This is a genomic window from Sphingomonas sp. SORGH_AS_0870 (genome assembly GCF_031453175.1).
GTDB lineage: Bacteria > Pseudomonadota > Alphaproteobacteria > Sphingomonadales > Sphingomonadaceae > Sphingomonas.
This window is the reverse complement of the sequence record NZ_JAVIYW010000002.1, coordinates 2,970,835-2,993,750: the sequence shown is the minus strand read 5'-3', so window position 1 is coordinate 2,993,750 and position 22,916 is coordinate 2,970,835. Positions and strand designations below refer to the sequence as shown.

General features: G+C 66.8%; 20 protein-coding genes and 2 pseudogenes. 11 read left to right on the top strand and 11 right to left on the bottom strand.

Annotated elements, in window-relative coordinates:
• Positions 1 to 59 precede the first annotated feature (59 nt).
• From QE363_RS13860 to mltG, 3 genes are all read left to right on the top strand, one after another.
• Entirely contained in the window at positions 60 to 296 is a 237-nt protein-coding gene (locus QE363_RS13860) for an acyl carrier protein (RefSeq protein ID WP_007403554.1), read from the top strand.
• Between the two features lie 121 nt (positions 297 to 417).
• Entirely contained in the window at positions 418 to 1,674 is a 1,257-nt protein-coding gene (fabF, locus tag QE363_RS13855; RefSeq protein WP_309696161.1) for a beta-ketoacyl-ACP synthase II, read from the top strand.
• A gap of 354 nt (positions 1,675 to 2,028) precedes the next feature.
• Positions 2,029 to 2,997 (top strand): endolytic transglycosylase MltG, encoded by a 969-nt coding sequence (gene mltG / locus QE363_RS13850; protein WP_309696159.1) that lies wholly within the window; start codon positions 2,029 to 2,031, stop codon positions 2,995 to 2,997.
• 263 nt (positions 2,998 to 3,260) lie between these two features.
• On the opposite strand, the gene bla is transcribed toward mltG, so the two are convergent.
• Positions 3,261 to 4,133, bottom strand: coding sequence for a subclass B3 metallo-beta-lactamase (bla, locus tag QE363_RS13845; protein ID WP_309696158.1), 873 nt, complete (start codon positions 4,131 to 4,133; stop codon positions 3,261 to 3,263).
• Positions 4,134 to 4,227: 94 nt separating this feature from the next.
• On the opposite strand from bla, the pseudogene QE363_RS13840 reads away from it, so the two are divergent.
• Positions 4,228 to 5,098: pseudogene (locus tag QE363_RS13840) on the top strand (LysR family transcriptional regulator).
• 118 nt (positions 5,099 to 5,216) lie between these two features.
• Here QE363_RS13840 and eda read toward each other — a convergent pair.
• From eda to QE363_RS13800, 8 genes are all read right to left on the bottom strand, one after another.
• Positions 5,217 to 5,822, bottom strand: coding sequence for a bifunctional 4-hydroxy-2-oxoglutarate aldolase/2-dehydro-3-deoxy-phosphogluconate aldolase (gene eda, locus QE363_RS13835; protein WP_309696156.1), 606 nt, complete (start codon positions 5,820 to 5,822; stop codon positions 5,217 to 5,219).
• On the bottom strand, positions 5,819 to 6,784 hold the full coding sequence (gene glk, locus QE363_RS13830) for a glucokinase (RefSeq protein WP_309696154.1): 966 nt from the start codon (positions 6,782 to 6,784) through the stop codon (positions 5,819 to 5,821). Before glk ends, eda begins: the two co-directional genes overlap by 4 nt.
• 20 nt (positions 6,785 to 6,804) lie before the next feature.
• Positions 6,805 to 8,622, bottom strand: coding sequence for a phosphogluconate dehydratase (edd, locus tag QE363_RS13825; RefSeq protein WP_307099500.1), 1,818 nt, complete (start codon positions 8,620 to 8,622; stop codon positions 6,805 to 6,807).
• Positions 8,619 to 9,329, bottom strand: a complete 711-nt coding sequence (gene pgl / locus QE363_RS13820; RefSeq protein ID WP_307099498.1) for a 6-phosphogluconolactonase — start codon at positions 9,327 to 9,329, stop codon at positions 8,619 to 8,621. Before pgl ends, edd begins: the two co-directional genes overlap by 4 nt.
• Before the next feature lie 103 nt (positions 9,330 to 9,432).
• Entirely contained in the window at positions 9,433 to 10,896 is a 1,464-nt protein-coding gene (zwf, locus tag QE363_RS13815; RefSeq protein WP_307099496.1) for a glucose-6-phosphate dehydrogenase, read from the bottom strand.
• 9 nt (positions 10,897 to 10,905) lie between these two features.
• Positions 10,906 to 11,832 carry an N-acetyl-gamma-glutamyl-phosphate reductase gene (gene argC, locus QE363_RS13810; RefSeq protein WP_309696150.1) on the bottom strand — a complete coding sequence of 309 codons (927 nt, stop codon included), beginning with the start codon at positions 11,830 to 11,832 and terminating at the stop codon, positions 10,906 to 10,908.
• Positions 11,829 to 12,203 carry an SH3 domain-containing protein gene (locus QE363_RS13805; RefSeq protein ID WP_309696149.1) on the bottom strand — a complete coding sequence of 125 codons (375 nt, stop codon included), beginning with the start codon at positions 12,201 to 12,203 and terminating at the stop codon, positions 11,829 to 11,831. The genes argC and QE363_RS13805 overlap by 4 nt, the downstream gene beginning before the upstream one ends.
• Positions 12,139 to 12,459, bottom strand: coding sequence for a MarR family transcriptional regulator (locus QE363_RS13800; protein ID WP_058732142.1), 321 nt, complete (start codon positions 12,457 to 12,459; stop codon positions 12,139 to 12,141). Before QE363_RS13800 ends, QE363_RS13805 begins: the two co-directional genes overlap by 65 nt.
• Before the next feature lie 265 nt (positions 12,460 to 12,724).
• Between QE363_RS13800 and secG the strand changes: the two genes are divergently transcribed.
• Positions 12,725 to 13,090 (top strand): preprotein translocase subunit SecG, encoded by a 366-nt coding sequence (gene secG, locus QE363_RS13795; RefSeq protein ID WP_309696147.1) that lies wholly within the window; start codon positions 12,725 to 12,727, stop codon positions 13,088 to 13,090.
• Between the two features lie 106 nt (positions 13,091 to 13,196).
• Positions 13,197 to 14,847: pseudogene (locus QE363_RS13790) on the top strand (CTP synthase).
• 595 nt (positions 14,848 to 15,442) lie between these two features.
• On the opposite strand, the gene QE363_RS13785 reads toward QE363_RS13790, so the two are convergent.
• On the bottom strand, positions 15,443 to 15,919 hold the full coding sequence (locus tag QE363_RS13785; protein WP_309696143.1) for an Hsp20 family protein: 477 nt from the start codon (positions 15,917 to 15,919) through the stop codon (positions 15,443 to 15,445).
• Between the two features lie 266 nt (positions 15,920 to 16,185).
• On the opposite strand from QE363_RS13785, the gene QE363_RS13780 reads away from it, so the two are divergent.
• The 5 genes from QE363_RS13780 (at position 16,186) to QE363_RS13760 (ending at position 22,180) form a co-directional block, all read left to right on the top strand.
• On the top strand, positions 16,186 to 18,603 hold the full coding sequence (locus QE363_RS13780) for a TonB-dependent receptor (protein WP_309696141.1): 2,418 nt from the start codon (positions 16,186 to 16,188) through the stop codon (positions 18,601 to 18,603).
• 548 nt (positions 18,604 to 19,151) lie between these two features.
• Positions 19,152 to 20,402, top strand: a complete 1,251-nt coding sequence (locus QE363_RS13775; protein ID WP_309696140.1) for a lipoprotein-releasing ABC transporter permease subunit — start codon at positions 19,152 to 19,154, stop codon at positions 20,400 to 20,402.
• A gap of 13 nt (positions 20,403 to 20,415) precedes the next feature.
• Complete coding sequence (locus QE363_RS13770; protein ID WP_309698202.1) at positions 20,416 to 21,114, top strand: ABC transporter ATP-binding protein; 699 nt, start codon at positions 20,416 to 20,418, stop codon at positions 21,112 to 21,114.
• The gene (locus tag QE363_RS13765) at positions 21,111 to 21,704 is read left to right on the top strand and encodes a GNAT family protein (protein ID WP_309696138.1); all 594 of its coding nucleotides are present in this window, start codon (positions 21,111 to 21,113) and stop codon (positions 21,702 to 21,704) included. The genes QE363_RS13770 and QE363_RS13765 overlap by 4 nt, the downstream gene beginning before the upstream one ends.
• Positions 21,701 to 22,180, top strand: a complete 480-nt coding sequence (locus QE363_RS13760) for a glutathione peroxidase (protein WP_309696136.1) — start codon at positions 21,701 to 21,703, stop codon at positions 22,178 to 22,180. Before QE363_RS13765 ends, QE363_RS13760 begins: the two co-directional genes overlap by 4 nt.
• 166 nt (positions 22,181 to 22,346) lie before the next feature.
• Here the strand turns inward: QE363_RS13760 and QE363_RS13755 are convergent, their stop codons facing one another.
• On the bottom strand, positions 22,347 to 22,916 hold the full coding sequence (locus QE363_RS13755; protein ID WP_309696134.1) for a DUF308 domain-containing protein: 570 nt from the start codon (positions 22,914 to 22,916) through the stop codon (positions 22,347 to 22,349).

Here is a 22,916-nt window from a genome sequence, read left to right as displayed (position 1 = left end):
CGCGTTCTACGTGCGTTCAGGAATTACCAACCCCCGATTAGATACGAGAAGGGATTACCATGAGCGAGACCGCCGACCGCGTGAAGAAGATCGTCGTCGAGCATCTCGGCGTCGAAGCCGACAAGGTGACCGAGGACGCGAGCTTCATCGACGACCTCGGTGCCGACAGCCTCGACATCGTCGAGCTCGTCATGGCGTTCGAGGAAGAGTTCGGTGTCGAAATCCCGGACGATGCCGCCGAGAAGATCACGACCGTCAAGGACGCGATCACGTACATCGACGAGAACAAGGCCTGATACCGGGGCCTCGGCCCGCAGGTGATGCGGGCCGAACGGGCCGCTAAGGCCAGGTTTCAAGCGGCTCCCCGACCCCGACTAGCGGGCGGGGAGCCGTTTTCGTTGTGGAATGGAGTGGAATATGCGGCGCGTCGTCGTAACCGGACTGGGTCTTGTCACGCCTCTGGGCGCGGACGTGGAAACCGCCTGGGCCAATCTGATCGCTGGCAAGTCCGGCGCCGGTCCGATCACGCGGTTCGATACCACCGGGCAGAAATGCACCATCGCGTGCGAGGTGAAGCCCAAGGATCATGAATATGGCTTCGACCCCGACAAGCGCGTCGACCACAAGGTCCAGCGCCAGGTCGATCCGTTCATCGTCTATGGCATCGACGCCGCCGGACAGGCGCTGGAGGATGCCGGGCTGACGGAGATGGACGAGGCCACGAAGCTGCGTGCGGGCGTGTCGATCGGCTCGGGCATCGGCGGCCTGCCGGGCATCGAGATCGAATCGGTGAACCTGCACGAGCGGGGCCCGGGCCGGGTCAGCCCGCACTTCGTCCATGGTCGCCTGATCAACCTGATCTCGGGTCAGGTCAGCATCAAATACGGCCTGATGGGCCCGAACCATGCGGTCGTCACCGCCTGCTCGACCGGCGCGCATTCGATCGGCGACGCGGCGCGGATGATCCGTGACGACGATGCCGACATCATGCTGGCGGGCGGTGCGGAAAGCACGATCAACCCGCTCGGCGTGGCCGGTTTCGCCCAGGCGCGCGCGCTCAACATGAGCATGAACGACCGCCCGACCGAGGCGAGCCGTCCCTATGACAAGGGCCGCGACGGCTTCGTGATGGGCGAGGGCGCGGGCGTCGTGGTGCTCGAGGAATATGAGCACGCCAAGGCACGCGGCGCGAAGATCTATGCCGAGGTGGTCGGCTATGGCCTGTCGGGCGACGCCTATCACGTCACCGCGCCGCACCCCGATGGCAAGGGCGCCGAGAATGCGATGCGCATGGCGCTGCGCAAGGCGGGCATGGAGCCCTCGGACATCGATTACATCAACGCGCATGGCACCTCGACCATGGCCGACACGATCGAACTCGCCGCCGCCAAGCGGGTGTTCGGCGACGACCTGTCGGGTGCGTCGATGTCGAGCACCAAGTCGGCGATCGGCCATCTGCTGGGCGGGGCCGGTGCGGTCGAGAGCATCTTCTGCATCCTGGCGCTGCGCGACCAGATCGTGCCGCCGACGCTGAACCTCGACAATCCGGACGAGGGGACCGAGGGCGTCGACCTGGTTCCGCACGTCGCCAAGAAGCGCGAAGTGAAGGCGGTGCTGAACAACTCGTTCGGCTTCGGCGGCACCAACGCCTCGCTGGTGATGAAGGCGATCTGACGCCCGTCCGCCGTTCGGGCGGGGCGGAGTCGTTGCGCTTCAGGGGTTTCCCCTGGCCTTCGACTGCGCTCGGGCTGAACGGCGGTCATAGTATGCCATGATCCCCAACCTCCGTTCGGCCTGAGCGAAGTCGAAGGCCAAGGGGGTCAGTGGCTGCGGGCAGCACGGGCACTTCGACTTCGTTCAATGCGAACGGAGGACCGGGCCAGCCCGCCGAAATATCCAACCCCGGCTACGACCGGGTCCGGTTGCAATCTGGATCAAGCCGCGCCATCGGCCTGATCGCGACCGGACCCGGATCGGGGCCGGGGTTGTTCTATGTCCGGGGCATCGCCCCACCAAACCGGGTGAGATATGCGCAAGGTCGGCTGTATCGGGTTGCTGCTGGGGCTGATCGGCATCGCCGTCTTCGGCTGGGTCGCGCATGACTGGGCGGGCAGCGGCCCGGCGGACAAGCCGCTGGCGGTGGTCGTCCCCGAGGGTGCGAGCCTGGCGCGCGCCGCCACCGCACTCCAGAAGGCGGGCGCGATCCGCTCGGCGGGGCGCTTCCGGCTCTATGCGCGTCTGTTCGGCCATGGCGGCGCGATCAAGGCGGGCGAATATGCCATTCCCGAACAGGCCAGCGCCTCGGACGTGCTGGCGCTGCTGCAGGAGGGCAAGGTTCGCCAGCGGCTGGTGCCGGTGCCCGAGGGCTATCCCTCGATCCTGGTCCATGACGCGCTGATGCGGGCCGACGGGCTGACCGGCGATGTGCCGGTGCCCGCGGAGGGATCGATCCTGCCCGACAGCTATGCCTATCAGAAGGGCGACACGCGCGCCTCGGTCGTCGCGCGGATGCAGAAGGCGATGAAGGACTATCTCGCCCGCGCCTGGGCCAACCGAAAGCCCGGCATCGCGGTCAAGTCGCCGCAGGAGGCGATCATCCTCGCCTCGATCGTCGAGAAGGAGACGGGCAAGCCGTCCGAGCGGCGGACGGTGGCGGCGGTCTATGGCAATCGCCTGCGCATCGGGATGCCGCTCCAGGCCGATCCGACCGTCATCTATCCGATCACCAAGGGCCGTCCGCTCGGCCGCCGCATCCTGCGATCCGAACTGCACGCGAAGAACGGCTACAACACCTATGCCAGCCCCGGCCTGCCGGTCGGGCCGATCGCCAATCCGGGCCGCGCCTCGATCGACGCGGTGCTCGATCCGGCGGACAGCAAGGCGCTTTATTTCGTGGCGGATGGATCGGGCGGCCATGTCTTCGCCGACACGCTGGCCGAGCATAATGCCAATGTGCAGAAATGGTACGCAATCCGCCGCCGGCGCGGGGAAATGTAAGCCGTACCAGGGTTCGGCGATGCCTTTTCTTTCCCTTGCCCCTCGCAGAGGGGAGAGGGGTGTGCAGACTTGGTCTTTGCGAGAGCAAAGGCTTAGTCGGAGCTGGGTGAGGGGTGGGCGCTCGCGAAGCGAGCGCGCGAGCCTTTGGGCTCGCTCAGCCCCTCACCCAAGCTGCGCTAGCCAGCAGGCTGGCAAGCTTCGCTAACCCTCTCCCCTGTCCAGGGGAGAGGGGAAGAAGACACAATCGTGAATATCGATCGGGCCTAGCGTGCGCCGTGCCGCTCCTTGGCGATGCGCCGGGCCAGGGCGCGCTGCGACGAGAGGGCATAGGCGCGGCAGGCGCCTGGGGTAGTGCGGAAGCGGTCGGTGGCGCCGTCCTGATCGGCATGCGCGGTGATCAGGATGTCGCAGGGCAGAGCGCGCATCGCCGCTTGCCCCCGGGCGAAGGCAGCAACCACCGGCCTGTTGGCCGGGGCGGAGAAACGATAATCGTCGGTCGAGACGGGGTTCAGGCTCGCCGCGAAGACGATCGCGCGGCATGATCCGTTCGCACAGCTCCGCCAGCTCCAGCTGAGGCTGCCCATCGTATGCCCCGGCGTTGCGCGTGCGGTGACGGTCGTGTTGCCGAGCGTCAGCGTTTCACCGTCACGGATCGTCTGTACTTTGGAAACCGCCGGGAAGCGGCTGTCATAGCCGCGCTGCGGATCGTCCGCCGTCAGCCGTCCGGTGCGCAGGCCCTGGGCCCCGCGCGGGCTGGCGATGACGGTCGCGCCGGTGTCGCGGGCCAGCGCGGCGATCCCGCCGGCATGGTCGAAATGCGGCTCGGTGCTGAGAATATATTTGATGTCGCGCGGGCGAAAACCGAGTCGGGCGACATTGGCGAGGATCGCGGGCGCCGCCTGGGGCAGCGCGCCGTCGATCAGGATCAGCCCCCGGCCAGTATCGATCAGCGCGACGTTCAGGCCGCCAAAGCCCACCAGATAGCTGTTGCCGAAGACGCGGACTGGCGGGCGCGGGGCCAGCCATTCGGCGGTGCGGTCGGTCACGATCGGGCGGATCAGCGGATCGTCGGCATGCTGGGGTGCGGCGGTTGCGGATGCGGCGAGGATCAGCGCGGCGGCTATTCGGATCGGCATGTCCCATCTCCTTCGCCCCCCTGATGCCGGTGATGCGCGCCGGTGACAAAGCATCTTCCCTCGACAGAGCCATGAGCGCATTTCATGATGAAGCATGGACCGCGCCCAATTGCCGCTCAACGCCCTGCGCGCCTTCGAGGCGGCGGCACGGCATTTGAACTTCACCCGCGCGGCGATCGAGCTGTGCGTCAGCCAGGGCGCGGTCAGCCATCAGGTCGCAGGGCTGGAGAAAAGGCTGGGGGCGCGGCTGTTCCACCGCCTGCCGCGTGGGCTGGCGCTGACCGATGACGGGCAGGCGCTGGTGCCGGTGCTGGCGGAGACGTTCGACCGAATCGGCGCGACGCTGGATCGCTTCGCCGATGGGCGGTTCCAATATGTGCTGAACATCGGCGTGGTCGGGACCTTCGCCACCGGCTGGCTGCTGGCACGGCTGGACGATTTCGCGGCCACCCATCCGCACATCGACCTGCGCGTGTCGATCAACAACAATCGGGTCGATCTGGCGGGGGAGGGGCTGGATTATGCCATCCGCTTCGGAGACGGCGCGTGGCACGGCACCCATGCCGAGCGGCTGATGGCGGCGCCGCTGACCCCGCTTTGCGCGCCCGCTGGTCGCCACGCGGCTGCGCGAGCCGGGCGATCTGGCGCGCGAGCGGCTGTTGCGATCTTATCGGGTCAGCGAATGGGAAAGCTGGTTCGCGGCGGCGGGTGCTCCGGCACCGGCATTGCGCGGACCGATGTTCGACAGCTCCGCCCTGATGGTGGCGGCGGCGATGGCCGGGCTGGGCGTCGCGCTCGCGCCCAAAGTGATGTTCGGCCACGAATTGACGACGGAGCGGCTGGTCCAGCCCTTCGCGATCGAGATCGACGCCGGATGCTATTGGCTGACCCGGTTGCTGTCGCGGAAAGAGGGGCTGGCGATGAAGGCGTTTCGTCAGTGGCTGATGGAGGCGGTCCAGCACTGATCCTCCCCGGTACGGGGAAAGCGCGCCGCAAGGCGGTGGTGGAGGGGGTACACTCAAGGACGCCCCCCTCCGTCAGTCCATCGGACTGCCACCTCCCCAAGCCGGGGAGGATTTTACATTAGCCCCGCAGAGCCGACGCCGCGCGGGCCTTGGCCTCGACGTCCGCCATCGAGCCGCCGGTGACCCAGCTGCCGCCGACGCACAGCACGCGGTCGAAGGCGAGCCAGTCGGCCGCGCTCGCCTCGGTGATGCCGCCGGTCGGGCAGAAGCGTGCCTGGTAGAAGGGGGCGGCCAGCGCCTTCAGCGCCTTCAGCCCGCCGCTGGTCTCGGCGGGGAAGAACTTGAAGTGGGTCAGGCCCAGGTCCAGCCCGCGCATGATGTCACCCGCATTGGCGACGCCCGGCAGATAGGGGATGCCGCTTTCCACGACCGCCGAACCGAGACGGTCGGTCAGGCCCGGCGAGACGATGAACTCGCCGCCCGCATCGGCCACGTCGCGCAGCTGCTGCTCGTTGACGACGGTACCCGCGCCGACGATCGCGCCGGGGACCTTCTTCATCTCGGCCATCGCCTCGAGGGCGGCGGGGGTGCGCAGCGTCACCTCCAGCACCCGCAGGCCACCGGCGACCAGCGCCTCGGCAAGGGGCCTGGCGGTGGCGGCGTCGTCGATGACCAGCACGGGGATGACCGCGCTGGTGCGCATGATGGTGGCGATGTCGGTCATGAATGCTCCTGTGCGAAGGCCGCGGCCGCGCCGAACAGGCCGGGCTGGGGATGGGTGATGAGTTTGACGGGGATGCGCGCCATCAGCGACTGGAAACGCCCCTTGGCCATGAAGCGCTGGTCGAAGCCCGAGCGCAGCAGCTTGTCCTTGATCCGATAGCCCAGGCCACCCGCGATCACGACTGTCTTGGCCCCCTGCGCCAACGCAAAGTCGCCTGCGACGGCACCCAGAGCGAGGCAGAACCGGTCGAGCGCGGCCAGTGCGATCGAGTCGGTGCCCTCGAGCGCCTCGGCCCAGATTTCGCGATCGTCGCGGCTGGGAACCGCGCGCCCCTCGAGCGAGGCCAGCGTTTCGTAGATCGCGATGATGCCCGGTCCCGAACAGATGCGCTCACACGACACGCGGGTATAGGTGCGACGCAGGCGCTTGAGGATCGCATCCTCGATCCCGTCGAGTGGGGCATAGTCCATATGCCCACCCTCGGTTTCGATCACGTGATAACGCTGCGGCGTCATCAGCACCTGCGCGACGCCCAGGCCCGTGCCGGGACCGCAGACGGTGACGACGCCGTGCGCGGGCATAGGCTCCTCGGGGCCGCAGATATGGAGGAAATCCTCCTCGGGTACCTGTGCGACGGCATGGCCGATCGCGCCGAAGTCGTTGATGACGGTATAGATGTCCGCGCCCAGCCGCTCGGGGATCAGCGAAGGGCGGATGACCCAGGGATTGTTGGTCATCCGGATCACGTCGCTGGTGATCGGCGAAGCGATGGCAAGGGACGCCGCCTTGGGAAGCGGACGCCCGATATGCGCCGCGAAGGCCTGCCACGCGGTCTGGAGCGAGGCGTGCTCGGCGGTCTTCTGCGTGCACGGCTCGCCCAGCTTGACGACGCGGCCATTCTCGACCTCGGCGAGTGCGAAGCGTGCGTGGGTGCCCCCGATATCGGCAGCGACGATTTCCATGATATCCTCCCCCTTATCTTTTACAGGCCGGCGCCGGCGAGAATGGGCGATGCGCCCTTCTCGGCCTCGTCGGCGGCCTGGCGGAACAATGCGAACAGCTCGCGGCCCATGCCCTGAACCGGGGCGGGGGTCACGGCCTGTTCGCGCGCGGCCCATTCGGCCGGATCGACCAGCGCGTCGAGCGTGCCCGCCACCGCGTCCAGCCGGACGATGTCGCCGTCGCGGATCAGCCCGATCGCGCCGCCGCCGATCGCCTCGGGGCTGAGATGGATGGCGCAGGGCACCTTGCCGCTGGCGCCCGACATGCGGCCGTCGGTGACGAGCGCGACCTTGAAGCCCCGGTTCTGGAGCACGCCCAGCGGCGGGGTCAGCTTGTGCAGCTCGGGCATGCCATTGGCCTTGGGACCCTGGAAACGGACGACGACGACGACGTCACGCTCCAGCTCGCCCGCCTTGAATGCGGCCTGCACCTCCGACTGGTCGGAGAAGACGCGCGCGGGTGCCTCGATGATCCAGCGCTCGCGCTCGACCGCCGACACCTTGATGCAGGCGCGGCCGATATTGCCCGACAGGATGCGCATCCCGCCATCGGGCGAGAAGGGCGCAGCGGCCGGGCGCAGGATCGTCTCGTCGCCGCTATCGCCGACCGGGGTCCAGGCCAGCTTGTCGTCGGCGATCACCGCCGTCTGGCCGTAATCGGACAGGTCCTTGCCCGCCACCGTCAGGATGTCGCGGTGGAGCAGCCCCTCCGACAGCAGTTCGCGGATGACATAGGGCATGCCGCCCGCCGCCTCGAACCCGTTCACATCGGCCGAGCCGTTGGGATAGACCCGCGCGATCAACGGCACGGCGGCCGAGAGGCGGTCCATATCCTCCCAGTCGATGATGATCCCCGCCGCGCGCGCGATGGCGGGCAGGTGGATCAGGTGGTTGGTCGAGCCGCCGGTCGCCAGCAGGCCGACCGCCGCGTTGACGATCGCCTTTTCATCGACGCACCGTCCCAGCGGCCGATAATCCTCGCCGCGCTGCCCGATCTTCGCCAGCTGGTGGACGGCGGCGCGGCTGAGCTCCTGGCGCAGCTTGGTGCCCGGATTGACGAAGGCGGCGCCCGGCATGTGCAGGCCCATCACCTCCATCATCATCTGGTTGGTGTTGGCGGTGCCGTAGAAGGTGCAGGTGCCCTTGGAATGATAGGCCGCGATCTCGGCGTCGAGCAGCTCGTCTCGCCCCGCCTTGCCCTCGGCAAAGGCCTCGCGGACGGCGGCCTTCTGCTTGTTGGGCAGGCCGGTCGGCATCGGGCCGCCGGGGACCAGGATCATCGGCAGATGGCCGAAGCGCAGCGCGCCCATCAGCAGGCCCGGCACGATCTTGTCGCAGATGCCCAGCAGCGCGGCGCCCTCGAAGGTGCCGTGGCTCAGCGCGACTGCCGTCGACAGCGCGATGGTGTCGCGGCTGAACAGCGACAGCTCCATGCCCGCATAGCCCTGCGTCACGCCGTCGCACATGGCGGGCACGCCGCCCGCGACCTGCGCCGTGGCACCGACCTCGCGCGCCCAGACCTTCATCAGCTCCGGATAGCGGTAATAGACGGCGTGCGCGGACAGCATGTCGTTATAGGCCGACACGATGCCGATGTTCATGCCGCGATCCGCCTTCATGGCGTCGCGGTCCTCCTCGGTCCCGGCATAGGCATGGGCCAGGTTGGCGCAGCCCAGATTGGGGCGGCGCACCGCCGTTTCGGCCTCATGCGCGATCAGGTCGAGATAGGCCTGCCGACCGGGCTTCGAGCGTTCGATGACCCGGTCGGTGACGGCCGAGACGGCGGCGTTCAGACTCATTGCTCGCTCCAGTGGATGTCGATCGGCAGTTCGACGTCGGCCAGCACGCGGCCGATCGGATAGGGGGACGATGCCCCTTCCTTGATCGCGTCTTCCAGCACCTTTTTCTTGGCCGGTCCCGAAATGGCAATCATGATCGATCGGGCCGAGACGATTCCCGCCCGGCTGAGCGTCACGCGCGCCACCGGTGCCTCGGGGGGCAGGGGCTCCGGCATCAGGCCCAGCGCGCGGCGCTCCTTGGGTCCGTTGAGCGCCTCGTCATAATCAGGGCCGGGGAAGATCGAGGCGGTGTGCCCGTCGGCGCCCATGCCCAGCAGGACCAGGTCGAGCGGCCAGTGGAGTTCCTGCATCAGCGCATCGGCCGAGCGGCCCGCGGCCTTATAGTCCTGGGTCGCCTGCGGCACGATCGGCATCACCCGCGCACCCTTGGGCAGGAAGATCTTGCCGATCATCGTCACGTTGGACAGCGGGTCGCCCAGCGGCACGATGCGTTCGTCGGCGGGGACGATCGTCACGCGCTTCCAGTCGAGCTTGGCCTGGGCCAGCTTCTCATAGACCGGGATCGGCGTCTTGCCGCCCGACAGCGCGATCACCGCCGCACCGCGCGCCTCGATGGCGCTTTCGATGATGAACTGGATATCGCCCGCCAGCGCGCCCGCCATCTCGGCAGTGTCCTCGTAATCCCACCATTCGATTTCGTCGGTCATGTCGTCTCTATCCTGATAGTCCGGGCGCGAGGTGCGGCCCGCCGGGTGGGGCGGGCCGGGATCGCGCCGATGTCGTCCGCCCGCTCGGTGGGGCGGGGGTGGGTCAGTCGTCCTGCCAGGTCACGCCGTCGCGCTCGGTCAGCGCGATCGCGGCGGACGGGCCCCAGCTGCCGCTGGGATAGGATTTGGGCTTGAGGTCGTTGGCGTCCCAGCCCGCGCGGATCGCGTCGATCCAGGTCCACTGCGCCTCCACCTCGTCGCGGCGGACGAACAGCGTCTGGTCGCCTTCGATCAGGTCGAGCAGCAGCCGCTCATAGGCGATGCGGCGGCGGGTCCCGGCGAACTCGGCGTCGAGCGACAGGTTCAGCGGCACTTCGCGCAGATGGATGCCGTCGCGGTCCAGCCCCGGCTCCTTGGCCATCACCAGCAGCTGGATATATTCCTCCGGCTGGAGGCGGATGACCAGCGTGTTGGGCTGGAGCAGGCCGCCGCGTCCCGCGAACATCGAATGGGGGACCGGCTTGAACTGGATCGCGATCTCCGAACGGCGCGCGGCCATGCGCTTGCCGGTGCGCAGGTAGAAGGGCACGCCCTGCCAGCGCCAATTGTCGACATGCGCCTTGATTGCGACGAAGGTCTCGGTGCGCGACGGCTTGCCCAGTTCGTCGGCATAGGAGCCGACGATCTTGCCGCCCACCGCGCCGTCTACATATTGGCCGGTGACGGTGTTGTGGGGCACTTCCTCGGGCTTCATCAGGCGCAGCGAGCGGAAGACCTTGGCCTTCTCGTCGCGGATCGCGGTGCCGTCGTAGCGCGCGGGCGGCTCCATCGCGATCAGCGCCAGCAATTGCAGGATATGGTTCTGCACCATGTCGCGCAGCGCACCGGCGCCCTCGTAATAGCCCGCGCGATCCTCCAGCCCGACCGTCTCGGCGATGGTGATCTGGACATTGTCGATGCCGTTGGCGTTCCAGATCGGCTCGAAGAAGAAATTGCCGAAGCGCAGCGCCAGGATGTTCTGGACGGTTTCCTTGCCCAGATAATGGTCGATGCGGAAGGTCCGCTCCTCCGGGAAGCCATAGGCGACCGCGTCGTTGATCTCCTTGGACGAGGCGAGGTCGTAACCCAGCGGCTTTTCCAGGCCGATCCGCACCGTCTCGCCCGCCAGGCCAACCGATTCGAGGCCCTTGATCGTCGATTCGAACAGGCTGGGCGCGGTCGACAGATAGATGGCCAGGCCGTTCGACACGTCGCCGACCTTCTCGGCGAGCGCGGGGAAGCCCTCCATCGAGGAGGCGTCGAGCGATTGATACTGCAATCGATTTAAGAAGCCCGCAATTTTTTCGGCGTCCTTGCGGTCATCGGGCAGGAACGTGTCGAGCGCGTGCGCGGCGAAGTCGCGGAAGCCCGCATCGTCATAATCGGACCGCGCCGTCCCGGTGATCGTCAACTCCTCGGGCAACAGCCCATCGGCGTGAAGATTATAGAGCGACGGCAGCAGCATACGCTGCGACAGGTCGCCGGTCGCGCCGAACAGCAGCAGCTTGCCAACGGGATTGCGCGTCATGACGTCTCCTTAGAGCACGAGGCCGGCGGTCGGATCGAGCCCGGCCATGATGTTCAGATTCTGGACTGCCGCCCCACCGGCACCCTTGCCCAGATTGTCGAGCGTGGCGATCAGTCGAGCAAGACCCGTGGCCGGATTGCCGCAGACACGCAAGGTCATCCGGTCGGTTCCGGCATTTTCCTCGATATTCACCGCCGCCACGTCCTGCGTGGAAAAGCGGACGATGCGGCTGTCGGCATAGGCCGCTGCCAGCGTGTCCGACACCGCCTGGAGCGAGGGGCGGCCGGGCAGGGCGTAGAGCGGCAACGGCACCTCGACGACCATGCCGCGATAGGTGTCGACCACGGCGGGGGCGAAGATCGGCGCATGGGCCAGGCCCGAATGACGCTGCATCTCGGGCGCATGCTTGTGCGCCAGCGACAGGCCATAGGGGCGGAACGCCCGGTGCTCGGCGGTCTCATATTCGGCGATCATCGCCTTGCCGCCGCCCGAATAGCCCGACGCGGCGTTGACCGACACCGGCCAGTCGGCGGGGATCAGGCCCGCACGGACCAGCGGCCGGACCAGCGCCAGGAAGCCGGTGGGATAGCAGCCGGGATTGGAGACGAAACGCGCAGCCGCGATCCGGTCGCCCTGCTCGGGCTCCAGCTCGGCCATGCCATAGACCCAGCCCTCCGCGGTGCGGTGCGCGGTCGAGGCATCGACGACGCGCGTGCGATCATTGTCGATCAGCGACACCGCCTCGCGCGCGGCGTCGTCGGGCAGGCACAGGATGACGAAATCGGCATCGTTGATCGCCTCGCGCCGCGCTCCCGCGTCCTTGCGGCGGTCGTCGGGCAGGGTGACGATCGCCAGGTCGGGGCGCCCGGCCAGCCGGTCGGCGATTTCCAGCCCGGTCGTACCCGCGCCGCCGTCGATGAACACCGTCTTCGTCATTGCACCCGCTCCAGCAACGCCGCATCGCAATAGCCGACCAGGCCCATATGCGGCGCAATGCCCCAGGCCAGACCGCCCGCGACTTCCAGCACCTCGAACGCCTCGCCGGGGGCGAGTTCGGCCAGCACCTCGCTGTCGATCTTGCGTCCCTCGCGCAAGGTCAGCGCGCTGCACGTCTTATAGGGCAGGGGCGCGGCGTAATGGGGTGCGAATACGTATTCGGCCAGCCGGACATCGGCCAGATCGGCGCGAACCGCATGGGTGCGAGGGTCGAGGCTGACCCGCCGTCCCTGCAGCGCAAAGCTCTTACGCGCTGGCTCGCTGGAGGGCAGGGGCGTCGCCAGCGCCGATGAAATGTCCGAATTCTTCAAGAAAGTCCGCCCCTTCAGGTGTCCTGGCGACAAAGATGTTACGCTTGTCGCTATCATCGCGTTGGCGGCGCAGATAGCCCAGCGTTCCCAGTCTATTCAAGGCGCGGGTGACGACGGGTTTCGAGACGTTCAAGGCGCGCGCCAAACCGCGCACCGTATGCGGGCCGGGACGCAGGTAAACGACGAGCAGCAGGGCCATCTGCCGGTTGGTCAGGTCGGGTTCACCCGAACGGACATAATCGACCAGCGCCGACATCCAGGCCAGCAGCGTCTGCGGTTCGTGTGGGTGGGACACGATGGCGATTCCAATGGCTGTGCCGGGCTTTGCCGGGCGTTGTTACGTGTTCATAACGCCCTTTCCCAATGGTGGTTTCCACTGATGTTCCGCATTTGCGAACATCTTGTCGCCCCCCGACCGGCGATTCGTCGCGGCTCGGTCCGGCGCGGCAAGGTTGATCGCAGCCGCGGCCTCGCCTATGTGCGCGCTTTCGCACACCCTCCATCGGGATCACACGCGCCTCATGTTCGCATTCCTGCTCGTCATCCACGCCATCATCGCCGCGACCCTCGTCACGGTGATTCTCATGCAGCGGTCGGAAGGCGGCGGTCTGGGCATGGGGGGCAGCCCGTCGGGGCTGATGTCGGCACGCGGCGCGGCCGACTTCCTCAGCCGTGCGACGGCGGTGCTGGCCACCGCCTTTATCGGCTTCTCGATCCTGCTCGCGGTCCTTGCCGCGACGCGCGGCGCGCCCGCCATCGACACCTCGCTGGCCCGTACGCCCGCGACCCAGGCGCCGATCACCCAGCCCGCGCCCGCTCCGGTCCCGACCGGGACCGCACCGGTCCAGGCTCCGGCGGACAATTCGGCGGTTCCGCTCGCCCGTTAAATTTCGTTTCCATCGCAGCATAGGCCAACGCGCCGCCGATAATTTCCGGCGGCGCGCATCTTTGCTGTTGTCGTATCCACCCCATCCAAGCTAGGCGATTCTTCCCATGGCGCGGTATATCTTCATCACCGGCGGCGTGGTTTCGTCGCTCGGCAAGGGCCTCATGGCGGCCTCTCTTGCGGCTCTTCTGCAGGCACGCGGTTACCGCGTGCGCATCCGCAAGTTCGATCCCTATCTCAACGTCGATCCGGGCACGATGAGCCCGTATCAGCATGGTGAGGTCTATGTGACCGACGACGGGGCGGAGACCGACCTCGACCTCGGCCACTATGAACGCTTCACCGGCGTGGCCTCGCGCCAGTCGGACAACGTCACCTCGGGCCGCATCTACAAGACGATCATCGAGCGCGAGCGGCGCGGCGACTATCTGGGCGCGACCGTCCAGGTGATCCCGCACGTCACCGACGCGATCAAGGCGTTCGCCAAGGCCGATACGGTCGACGAGAATGGCGAGGATCTCGACTTCGTGCTGTGCGAGATCGGCGGCACGGTCGGCGATATCGAGTCGCTGCCCTTCATCGAGGCGATCCGCCAGCTCAAGAACGAGCTGGGCCGTGGCAAGTCGATCAGCATCCACGTGACGCTGGTGCCGTATATCGCGGCGGCGGGCGAGCTGAAGACCAAGCCGACCCAGCATTCGGTGCGCGAGATCGCGGCGCTGGGCGTGGCCCCCGACGTGCTGGTCTGCCGCTGCGAGCATCCGCTGCCCGCCTCGGACCGCGCCAAGATCGGCCTGTTCTGCAACGTACCGCCCTCGGCGGTTATTCCGGCGCTGGACGCCGCGAGCATCTATGCGGTGCCGCTTCAGTACCATGCCGAGGGCCTCGATTCGGAGGTGCTGCGCGCCTTCGGGATCGAGCCGGAGGGCGCGCCCGACCTGTCGCGCTGGACCGAGATCGTCGATCGCCTGACCAATCCCGAGGGCGAGGTCACGATCGGCGTGGTCGGCAAATATGTCGGCCTGCAGGATGCGTACAAGTCGCTCAACGAGGCGCTGGTGCATGGCGGCATCGCCAACAAGGTGAAGGTCCATATCCGCTGGATCGACGCCGAGCTGTTCGAGGGCGACGAGAGCGAGATCGCGCAGCAGCTCGAACCCTGCCACGCCATCCTCGTCCCCGGCGCGTTCGGCGAGCGTGGCGCGGCGGGCAAGATCGCGGCGGTCCGGTTCGCGCGGGAACGCCGCGTGCCCTATTTCGGCATCTGCTTCGGCATGCAGATGGCCTGTGTCGAGGGCGCGCGCGATCTGGCGGGCATCACGGACGCCTCCTCGACCGAGTTCGGCCCGACCTCGGAGCCGGTGGTCGGCCTGATCACCGAATGGATGGGCCGTGACGGCCTGGAGAAGCGCGAGGCCAGTGGCGACCTGGGCGGTACGATGCGGCTGGGCGCCTATCAGGCGAAGCTGGCGGGCAACAGCGTCGTCGCCTCCATCTATGGCAGCGAGGATATTTCCGAGCGGCATCGTCACCGTTACGAGGTGAACACCGCCTATAAGGAAGCGCTGGAAAAGGGCGGGCTGGTGTTCAGTGGCATGTCGCCGGACGGCACGCTCCCCGAGATCGTCGAGCGGCCCGATCATCCATGGTTTCGTCGGCGTGCAGTTCCACCCGGAACTCAAATCGAAACCCTTCGACCCGCATCCCCTGTTCGCCAGCTTCGTTGAAGCGGCGGTGAAGCAGAGCCGGTTGGTGTGATTTTGATGACCCCGCCTCCAGAGGGAGGCGGGGTTTTTCTTTTGGAGTGATTTTTTGCTTCGTTCGGGTTGGGCGAGGGAGACGCTGTCCACCTGGCGGATGGCTGGGCGTGGGCTTCGACTACGCTCAGCCTGAACGGGTGTGGGATTTGGGGAAGGCGTTCGAAGCGACAGTCCTTGCCACCCGCCCACCCTCCGTTCAGCCTGAACGGGTGTGGGGTTTCGGGAAAGGCGTCCAAAGCGACAGCCCCTGCCGCCCGCCCACCCTCCGTTCAGCCTGAGCGTAGTCGAAGGCCAAGGGGGAAGCCTGCCCACTTGGCGGATGACGGGGCGTAGGCTTCGACTACGCTCAGCCCGAACGGGTTTGGGATTTGGGGAAGGCGTTCGAAGCGACAGTCCTTGCCGCTCGCCCACCCTCCGTTCAGCCTGAGCGTAGTCGAAGGCCAAGGGAAAACCTGTCCACCTGGCGGATGACGGCGCACAGACCTCGACCTCGCCCAGCCCGAACGGAGCCCGCAGAAAAACCAAAAGGCGCCCGGACCCGTCGGTCCGGACGCCCCGCGACGCCTTCAGGGAGGGAAAGACGTCGAGCCTAGTTACGCCGCCTTGGCCGCGTCGGCCTCTTCGGCGTGATGTTCGACCGCCGCCAGCGGCTGGCCCGTCTTGATCGCGATCGTCTTGGGCTTCATCGCCTCGGGCACCTCGCGGACGAGGTCGATGACGAGCAGGCCGTCGTTCAGGCGCGCATCCTCGACGAACACGAAGTCCGCCAACTCGAAGCGCCGCTCGAACGAGCGATTGGCGATGCCGACATGCAGGAAGTTGGGCGCGGTCGCCTTGTCATCCTTCTTGCCGGTGACGAGCAGCATGTTCTGCTGCGCGGTGATCTCGATCTCGTCGCGGGCGAAACCGGCCACCGCCAGGGTGATGCGGTAACGGTCCTCGGCCAGACGCTCGAGATTGAAGGGGGGATAATTCTCCGCCGAAGCGCCGCGCGAATTGGCCTCCAGCAGATCGAACAGCCGGTCGAAACCGATGGTCGAACGGCGATACGGGGTCAGGTCGATACGCATGTCAAAACCTCCATCAGAAGCGAATTGAAGAGGATCGGCCCACCCGTCGTCCGGACGGGCAAGGCCGCTCCGTGCGGCCCGTCAGCGGCACCGCACGCGAACCGATATGGTTCGTGTCTTTTATCCTTCAAGAGCCCCTACGGATCGAGAAGCAAATCTTCCAGCAGCCCAAGCCGGTCCGCGCTTGAATGCCCAGTAAATCGATGTGTGAATAGGAGGTGAAATCAAAAGGGGAGCTTCCATGTCCTTGACCCTGGCACTCATGCTTGCTGCCCAGACGGTGGCGGCCACGTCCGATCCACAGACCGCCACGCCGCCCGAGGCCCGCCGCCCGGTCGGGGCGCGAAGAAGGGCGGCTGGGCACCGCGCAACAGGGCGGGGGCGACGTCGTCGTCACCGCGCGCCGTCGCGCCGAGACGATCCAGTCGGTCCCCATCGCCATGTCGGTGATCGGCGGCACCGCGCTGGCGGAGACGGGCACCTATAATGTCAACCGGCTGACCCAGATCCAGCCGACGCTGCAATTCTATTCGACCAATCCGCGCAACTCGGCTGCTAATATCCGCGGGCTCGGCGCGCCGTTCGGGCTGACCAATGACGGGATCGAGCAGGGCGTCGGCATCTATGTCGACCAGGTCTATTACAGCCGCATCGCCTCGGCGACGTTCGACTTCACCGATACCGAGCGGATCGAGGTGCTGCGCGGGCCGCAGGGCACGCTTTATGGCAAGAACACCACGGCGGGCGCGATCAACATCATCACCCGCCCGCCCAGCTTCACGCCCGAGGCGCGGGTCGAGCTGAGCGGCGGCAATTACGACTTCTTCCAGGGCAAGGCGTCGGTGTCCGGCCCGCTGGTCGACGACAAGGTGGCGGTGCGGCTGTCGACCTCGATCACCACGCGGCGCGGCACCGTCTGGAACACCCGCCAGCAGGAGTGGCAGAACAGCCAGGACAATCTGTCGCTGCGCAGCCAGTTCCTGTGGCATGCCACGCCCACGCTCGACCTGACCCTGTCGGGCGATTATGCGCGGCAGAACCCCAATTGCTGCGTCCAATATTATGCGCGGGTGGGCGCGACCCAGCGTCCGCTCAATCGCCAATATCCGGCGCTGGCCGCCGCGCAGGGCTATAGCGTGCCGTCGACCAACGCCTTCGACCGGCTGACCGATGTCGACACCGATCTGCGCGCCAAACAGGAACTGGGCGGGCTGTCGCTGGTCGCCAACTGGGATGTGGGGGAGGCGACGCTGACCAGCGTGTCGGCGTGGCGCTTCTGGCACTGGGACCCGTCCAACGACCGCGACTTCATCGGCCTGCCCATCACCACCGTCTCGGCCAATCCGTCGCAGCAGAGCCAGGTGACGCAGGAAATCCGCATCGCCTCCAACGGCAAGCGGACGCTCGATTATGTGCTGGGCGCCTTTTATTTCTGGCAGTCGATCGACACGCAGGGTTTGCAGGTGCAGGGCCCGGCGGCGAGTGCCTTCCTGCTCAATCCGACCGGCTCCGCCGGGCGTAACCCCGCGACGCTGAATGGGCTGACCGCGCGCAACACGATCGGCTTCACCAACACCTCGGCGGCGCTGTTCGGCAAACTGACCTGGCATGTCGACGACCGCCTGTCTGTGTCGCCGGGCCTGCGGCTCAATTACGACCGCAAGGACGGCTCCTATGTCTCGGTCGTCACCAATGGCGCGGGCTCGACCAGCCTGACCAGCGACCAGCGCGGCGTGCTGGCGCCGCAGAATTACACGCCGTCCTTCACCAACTGGAACCTGTCGGGCGATCTGACCATCGCCTATGAATTCAACCCCAATGTCCATTATTACGCGACCTATGCGCGAAGCTATAAGTCGGGGGGCATCAATCTGTCGGGCCTGCCGCTGGATGCGCAGAACAACCCGATCCTGGCCACCCAGACGGTGAAGCCGGAAAAGGTCAATCATTTCGAGCTGGGGCTGAAGACCCAGTTCGCCGACCGCCGCGCGACCGTGAACATTGCCGGTTTCTGGACCGAGATCGGCGATTATCAGGCGACGGTGAACAATCTTCAAGTCAACGTCCTGCGTGGCTATCTGGCGAATGCCGGGCGCGTGCGGACGCGGGGGATCGAGATCGATTCGGCCTTCCGCCCGACCGAACGGTTCAACGTCTATGCCAACGGCGCCTTCACCGATGCGCGCTATACCCGCTTCACCAACGCGCCATGCCCGCCCGAGCTGTCGGGCGGCACCGCGCTGCCGGTGGTCAACGGCCAGATCGTCGGCACGCCGGCGGCGGCGGGGACGCCGGGCAACTCGCTGCCCTATTGCAACATTTCGGGCCAGTGGTTGCCGGGCGTGTCGCGCTGGGCCTTTTCCTACGGTGCGGAATATGACCTGCCCGCGACCGTGGCGGGGACCGAGGGGCAATTCTATCTCGGCTATGACGGCAGCTATCGGTCGAAATTCTCGTCCAACCCGTCGCGCTCGGCCTATACCGACATCAACGGATATAGCCTGTCCAATGTGCGGGCGGGGTTCAAGGCGCCGGGCAGCTGGAACGCGTTCGTCTGGGTCCGCAACCTATTCGATCACAATTATTACGAGCTGTTGGCGACCCAGTCGGGTTCGACCGGGCTGATCGTCGGCCAGCCGGGCGATCCGCGCACATATGGGTTCACCATTTCCAAGTCGTTCTGACCCATTCCTCCCCATTGGAGGTGGGGAGGATCGAAGGGGACGAATCACAGGATTCGTCCACATTCGGTTCATCTTGATCTGGTATAGCCACAGTCCCGTGAACGGGCGCCGGGCCGGCATCTGGAAACGGAGTTTGGAAGCTCCCCGTTTCTCAGCCGGTTCCGGCGGCTTTTCGATGGAGCGATGCGCGACGAGGCCCTAATGACAAACGCCCGGACCGTTTCCGATCCGGGCGCCTGCGTGACGATCGCTCGTCAGCCCCCTTTTCCCGCTCCCGCATCAACCTCTTTGGGTGAGCGTTGGAGCAATCCCCGAACCACGGCCGTTGCTGCCTGTGTCTCAGTGAGATTGTGGTACGTTAGGATGGCGGGGCTTGTCATCCCTCTTGCGGCATCGATGCTACGATTGCGGGGCTTGTGTGGCCGTCGCGCAACAATGCGGCGAGTCGGCCGTTTGGCCGCCGGAACCGGGCGCGGCATTGCCACCGCCGGACGCCGCCCGTACAGCCGCTGGGCTTATCAGTTTCTCCACGGATCGATCGGACATCAATGATCCTGTCACGCTATGAACGGATGATCGCCCGGCGCTATCTGCTGCCGGGCAAGGGAGAGGCGTTCATCTTCCTCGTCGCCTCGATCAGCCTGGTCGCGGTCATGCTGGGCGTCGCCGCGCTCGTCATCGTCATGAGCGTGATGAACGGCTTTCGCGCCGAACTGTTCGACAAGATCGTCGGGCTGAACGGCCATGCGGTGGTGCAGGGGGTGGGCGGGCGCCTGCCCGACTGGCGCGACATCGTGCGCGAGGCCAAAGCGACGCCGGGCGTGACCAGCGCGGTGCCGATGATCGAGCAGCCGCTGATGTCCAGCTATAACGGCCGGGTCGAGGCGGTGCTGGTGCGCGGCATGCGGGTGCAGGACATCCGGGGCAATTCGGCGATCCGCTCCAAGATCATCATGGGCAATCTGAACAGCATCACGCCGGGCAGCGGCCGCATCGCGATCGGCAGCCGGCTGGCGGAGGCGCTGGGCGCGCAGGTCGGCTCGGAGATTTCGCTGATCAGCCCTCAGGGGCAGACCACCCCCTTCGGCACCGTGCCGCGCATCGTCAGCTATACGGTCGGCGCGATCTTCGAGATCGGGGTGTACGACTATGACAAGGCCTATGTCATCATGCCGATCGAGGATGCGCAGACGCTGCTCCTGATGGGCGACACGGTCGGCATGGTCGAGATCCAGACGGTGGACGCCGACCGGGTGGGCCAGATCCTGGCACCGCTCGCCGACAAGCTGGGCGGTCGCGCCGTCATCGCCGACTGGCGGACGATGAACGCGCAGCTGTTCGAGGCGCTGGCGGTCGAGCGGGTGGCGATGTTCACCGTGCTGTCGATCATCATCCTGGTCGCGGTGTTCAACATCCTGTCCTCGCTGATCATGCTGGTCCGCGCCAAGACGCGCGACATCGCCATCCTGCGCACGATGGGCGCGACGCGGGGCGGGCTGATGCGCATCTTCATGACGGTGGGCACGACGATCGGCGCGCTGGGCACAGTCGCGGGGCTGGCGCTGGGCGCGGTGTTCCTGTTCTATCGCCAGGGTGTCGTGAACTTCGTCCAGTTCGTGACGGGGCAGAATCTGTGGGACCCCTCGATCCGCTATCTGACCGAGCTGCCGTCCAAGACCGACCCCGTGGAGATCATCGTGATCGCGTCGATGGCGCTGGTCTTCTCCTTCCTCGCCACGCTCTACCCCGCCTGGAAGGCGGCGAGCACGGACCCGGTGCAGGTGCTGCGTTATGAATGATCCGATCATCCGCATGGGCGATGCCGTCGCCCCCCGCACCGCCGAACCGGTGCTGGAGACGCGCGGGCTCTCGCGCAGCTTCACCCAGGGCGGGCAGACGATCGAGGTGCTGCGCGGTGTCGACCTGGCCGTCGCGCCGGGTGAGATCGTGGCGCTTTTGGGCCCCTCGGGCTCGGGCAAGTCGACGCTGCTTCAGGCTGTCGGTTTGCTGGAGGGCGGTTTCTCCGGCTCGATCCGGATCGCGGGCGAGGAGGTGTCGAAGCTCGACTCGCACGGCCGCACCATCGCGCGGCGCGATTATCTGGGCTTCGTCTATCAGTTTCATCACCTGCTGCCCGACTTCAACGCGATCGAGAATGTCGTCCTGCCGCAACTGGTGCAGGGCAAGCTGCCCGCCGCGGCCGATACGCGGGCCAGGGGGTTGCTGACCGCACTCGGCCTCGGACACCGGCTGACCCACCGGCCGAGCCAGCTGTCCGGCGGCGAGCAGCAGCGCGTCGCGGTCGCCCGTGCGCTCGCCAACCAGCCGCCGCTGGTGCTGGCCGACGAGCCGACCGGCAATCTGGACGAGCACACCTCCGAGGTCGTGCTGGCCGAGTTCCTGCGGCTGGTGCGCGGCGAGGGCTCGGCGGCGTTGGTCGCGACGCATAACGAGCGGCTGGCGCTGAAGATGGACCGGGTGGTCCGCCTCCACGAAGGCCGCCTGCAATGAGCGCCTGGACCGAGACGCCGACGCTGACCGGCCGCCACGTTCGCTTGCGCCCCTTCGTCGAGGCCGATCTGCCCGCGCTGGTCGAGGCCGCGCGCGAGGGCGAGCTCTGGAACATCTTCTACGCCAATGTCTCGATGATGAAGACGCCCGAGCGCTGGCTGGCGGCGGCGCTCAAGGAGCGCGACGTGGGCCGTGCGCTGCTCTTCACGGTCGAGACGCCGGACGGCGCGGTGGTCGGCACGACCCGCTATATGCGGATGGCGCCGCAGCATCGGCGGCTGGAGATCGGCGGCACCTTCTACGCGACGCGCGTCCAGCGGACCGGCGTCAATACCGAGGCGAAGCGGATGCTGCTGGCCCATGCCTTTGAGGTGATGGAGTGTCAGGCGATCCAGATCCGTACCGATTCGCTCAACAAGCGTAGCCAGGCGGCGATCGAGCGGCTGGGCGCCAAGAAGGACGGCGTGCTGCGCGGGCATCAGGTCATGGCGGACGGACGCATCCGCGACAGCGTGGTCTATTCGATCATCGACCGCGAATGGCCCGGCGTGCGCGCCAATCTGGACTATCTGCTGGGGAAGCATCGATGAGCGGGATCGGCGATTTCACCATCCGGGCGGCGGATGGCACGCCGGTCGCCATGGCGGCCTATGCCGGGCGCGTGCTGCTGGTGGTCAACACCGCGTCCAAGTGCGGCTTCACCCCGCAATATGAAGGGCTGGAGGCGCTGCATCGCCGCTATGCGGCGCAGGGGCTGACGGTGTTGGGCTTTCCCTGCAACCAGTTCGGCGCGCAGGAGCCGGGCGACGCGGCGGAGATCGCGAATTTCTGTTCGCTGACCTATGACGTGACCTTCCCGGTGATGGCGAAGGTCGAGGTCAATGGCGACGGCGCCGATCCGTTGTTCGGGTGGCTGAAGCGCGAAGCGCCGGGGTTGCTGGGGACCAAGGCGATCAAGTGGAACTTCACCAAGTTCCTGGTGGATCGTTCGAGCAAGGTGGTCGGCCGCTATGCCCCGACCACCAAGCCGGAGAATCTGGCGCGCGACATTGAGGGGCTCCTCTAGGTCTCACGGTTGCTGGGGCTTGAACCCGACCCCCGTTCGGCCTGAGGCCGGGGAGCAAGTAGCGCCGTTTGGCAGATGTCCGGGCGTCCGCCTCGACTTCGCTCAGCGTGAACGGAGGTTGGTCCGAACGGCCGTCCGGCCTGAGCGAAGTCGAAGGCCAAGGGCCTCAAAGCGAAAACGCACTCGCCCCCTTCTTGTGATCCAGTGCCGAGGCGATGGAGGTGATCCCGCCGAACAGGAAGCTGAGCCCCAGAATATAGCCCGGCAACGTCATCGCGCTCCACGGCAGCGTCGCCAGCACGAACAGCGCCAGGATGATGTTCAGCACGCCCAGCGCGATCATCCAGCCGCGCCGCCGCCGCATCCGCGCGCCAAGCCCGATTTCCAGCACGCCGCGCAGCGCCAGCCACGCCGCGATCAGCAGCGTGATCGAAATGGCTCCGGTCGCGGGCTCGAACGCCATGATCAGCCCGATGATCAGCGACACGATCCCGAATCCGATCGCATAGCCGCGTCCTTCATGCCCCTTGCCGAAGATACCGGCACCGATCGACACCAGCCCCGAGGCGATGAGGAACGCGCCGATCACCAGCGTCGCGGCGAAGGTGGCGGGCACCGGGAACAGGAACGCCGCCAGACCCAGCAAGGCCGACAGGATGCCGTAAGCCAGGATCCAGCCCCATCCGGCACCGGGCCGAAGCGAGGCGGCAAAAGAACGGTCCGTATCGGTCATCAT

What these genes read in the sequence shown, in the direction of transcription:
- glk (WP_309696154.1), bottom strand. Translation starts at nt 6,784, where the DNA reads ATGGAAATCGTCGCTGCCGATATCGGGGGCACCCACGCACGCTTCGCA.
- edd (WP_307099500.1), bottom strand. Translation starts at nt 8,622, where the DNA reads ATGAGTCTGAACGCCGCCGTCTCGGCCGTCACCGACCGGGTCATCGAA.
- QE363_RS13770 (WP_309698202.1), top strand. Translation starts at nt 20,416, where the DNA reads ATGGGCGATGCCGTCGCCCCCCGCACCGCCGAACCGGTGCTGGAGACG.
- pgl (WP_307099498.1), bottom strand. Translation starts at nt 9,329, where the DNA reads ATGACCGACGAAATCGAATGGTGGGATTACGAGGACACTGCCGAGATG.
- mltG (WP_309696159.1), top strand. Translation starts at nt 2,029, where the DNA reads ATGCGCAAGGTCGGCTGTATCGGGTTGCTGCTGGGGCTGATCGGCATC.
- QE363_RS13755 (WP_309696134.1), bottom strand. Translation starts at nt 22,916, where the DNA reads ATGATGACCGATACGGACCGTTCTTTTGCCGCCTCGCTTCGGCCCGGT.
- eda (WP_309696156.1), bottom strand. Translation starts at nt 5,822, where the DNA reads ATGACCGACATCGCCACCATCATGCGCACCAGCGCGGTCATCCCCGTG.
- zwf (WP_307099496.1), bottom strand. Translation starts at nt 10,896, where the DNA reads ATGACGCGCAATCCCGTTGGCAAGCTGCTGCTGTTCGGCGCGACCGGC.
- QE363_RS13860 (WP_007403554.1), top strand. Translation starts at nt 60, where the DNA reads ATGAGCGAGACCGCCGACCGCGTGAAGAAGATCGTCGTCGAGCATCTC.
- QE363_RS13800 (WP_058732142.1), bottom strand. Translation starts at nt 12,459, where the DNA reads ATGTCGGCGCTGGTCGATTATGTCCGTTCGGGTGAACCCGACCTGACC.
- secG (WP_309696147.1), top strand. Translation starts at nt 12,725, where the DNA reads ATGTTCGCATTCCTGCTCGTCATCCACGCCATCATCGCCGCGACCCTC.
- QE363_RS13760 (WP_309696136.1), top strand. Translation starts at nt 21,701, where the DNA reads ATGAGCGGGATCGGCGATTTCACCATCCGGGCGGCGGATGGCACGCCG.
- fabF (WP_309696161.1), top strand. Translation starts at nt 418, where the DNA reads ATGCGGCGCGTCGTCGTAACCGGACTGGGTCTTGTCACGCCTCTGGGC.
- bla (WP_309696158.1), bottom strand. Translation starts at nt 4,133, where the DNA reads ATGCCGATCCGAATAGCCGCCGCGCTGATCCTCGCCGCATCCGCAACC.
- QE363_RS13775 (WP_309696140.1), top strand. Translation starts at nt 19,152, where the DNA reads ATGATCCTGTCACGCTATGAACGGATGATCGCCCGGCGCTATCTGCTG.
- QE363_RS13785 (WP_309696143.1), bottom strand. Translation starts at nt 15,919, where the DNA reads ATGCGTATCGACCTGACCCCGTATCGCCGTTCGACCATCGGTTTCGAC.
- QE363_RS13765 (WP_309696138.1), top strand. Translation starts at nt 21,111, where the DNA reads ATGAGCGCCTGGACCGAGACGCCGACGCTGACCGGCCGCCACGTTCGC.
- argC (WP_309696150.1), bottom strand. Translation starts at nt 11,832, where the DNA reads ATGACGAAGACGGTGTTCATCGACGGCGGCGCGGGTACGACCGGGCTG.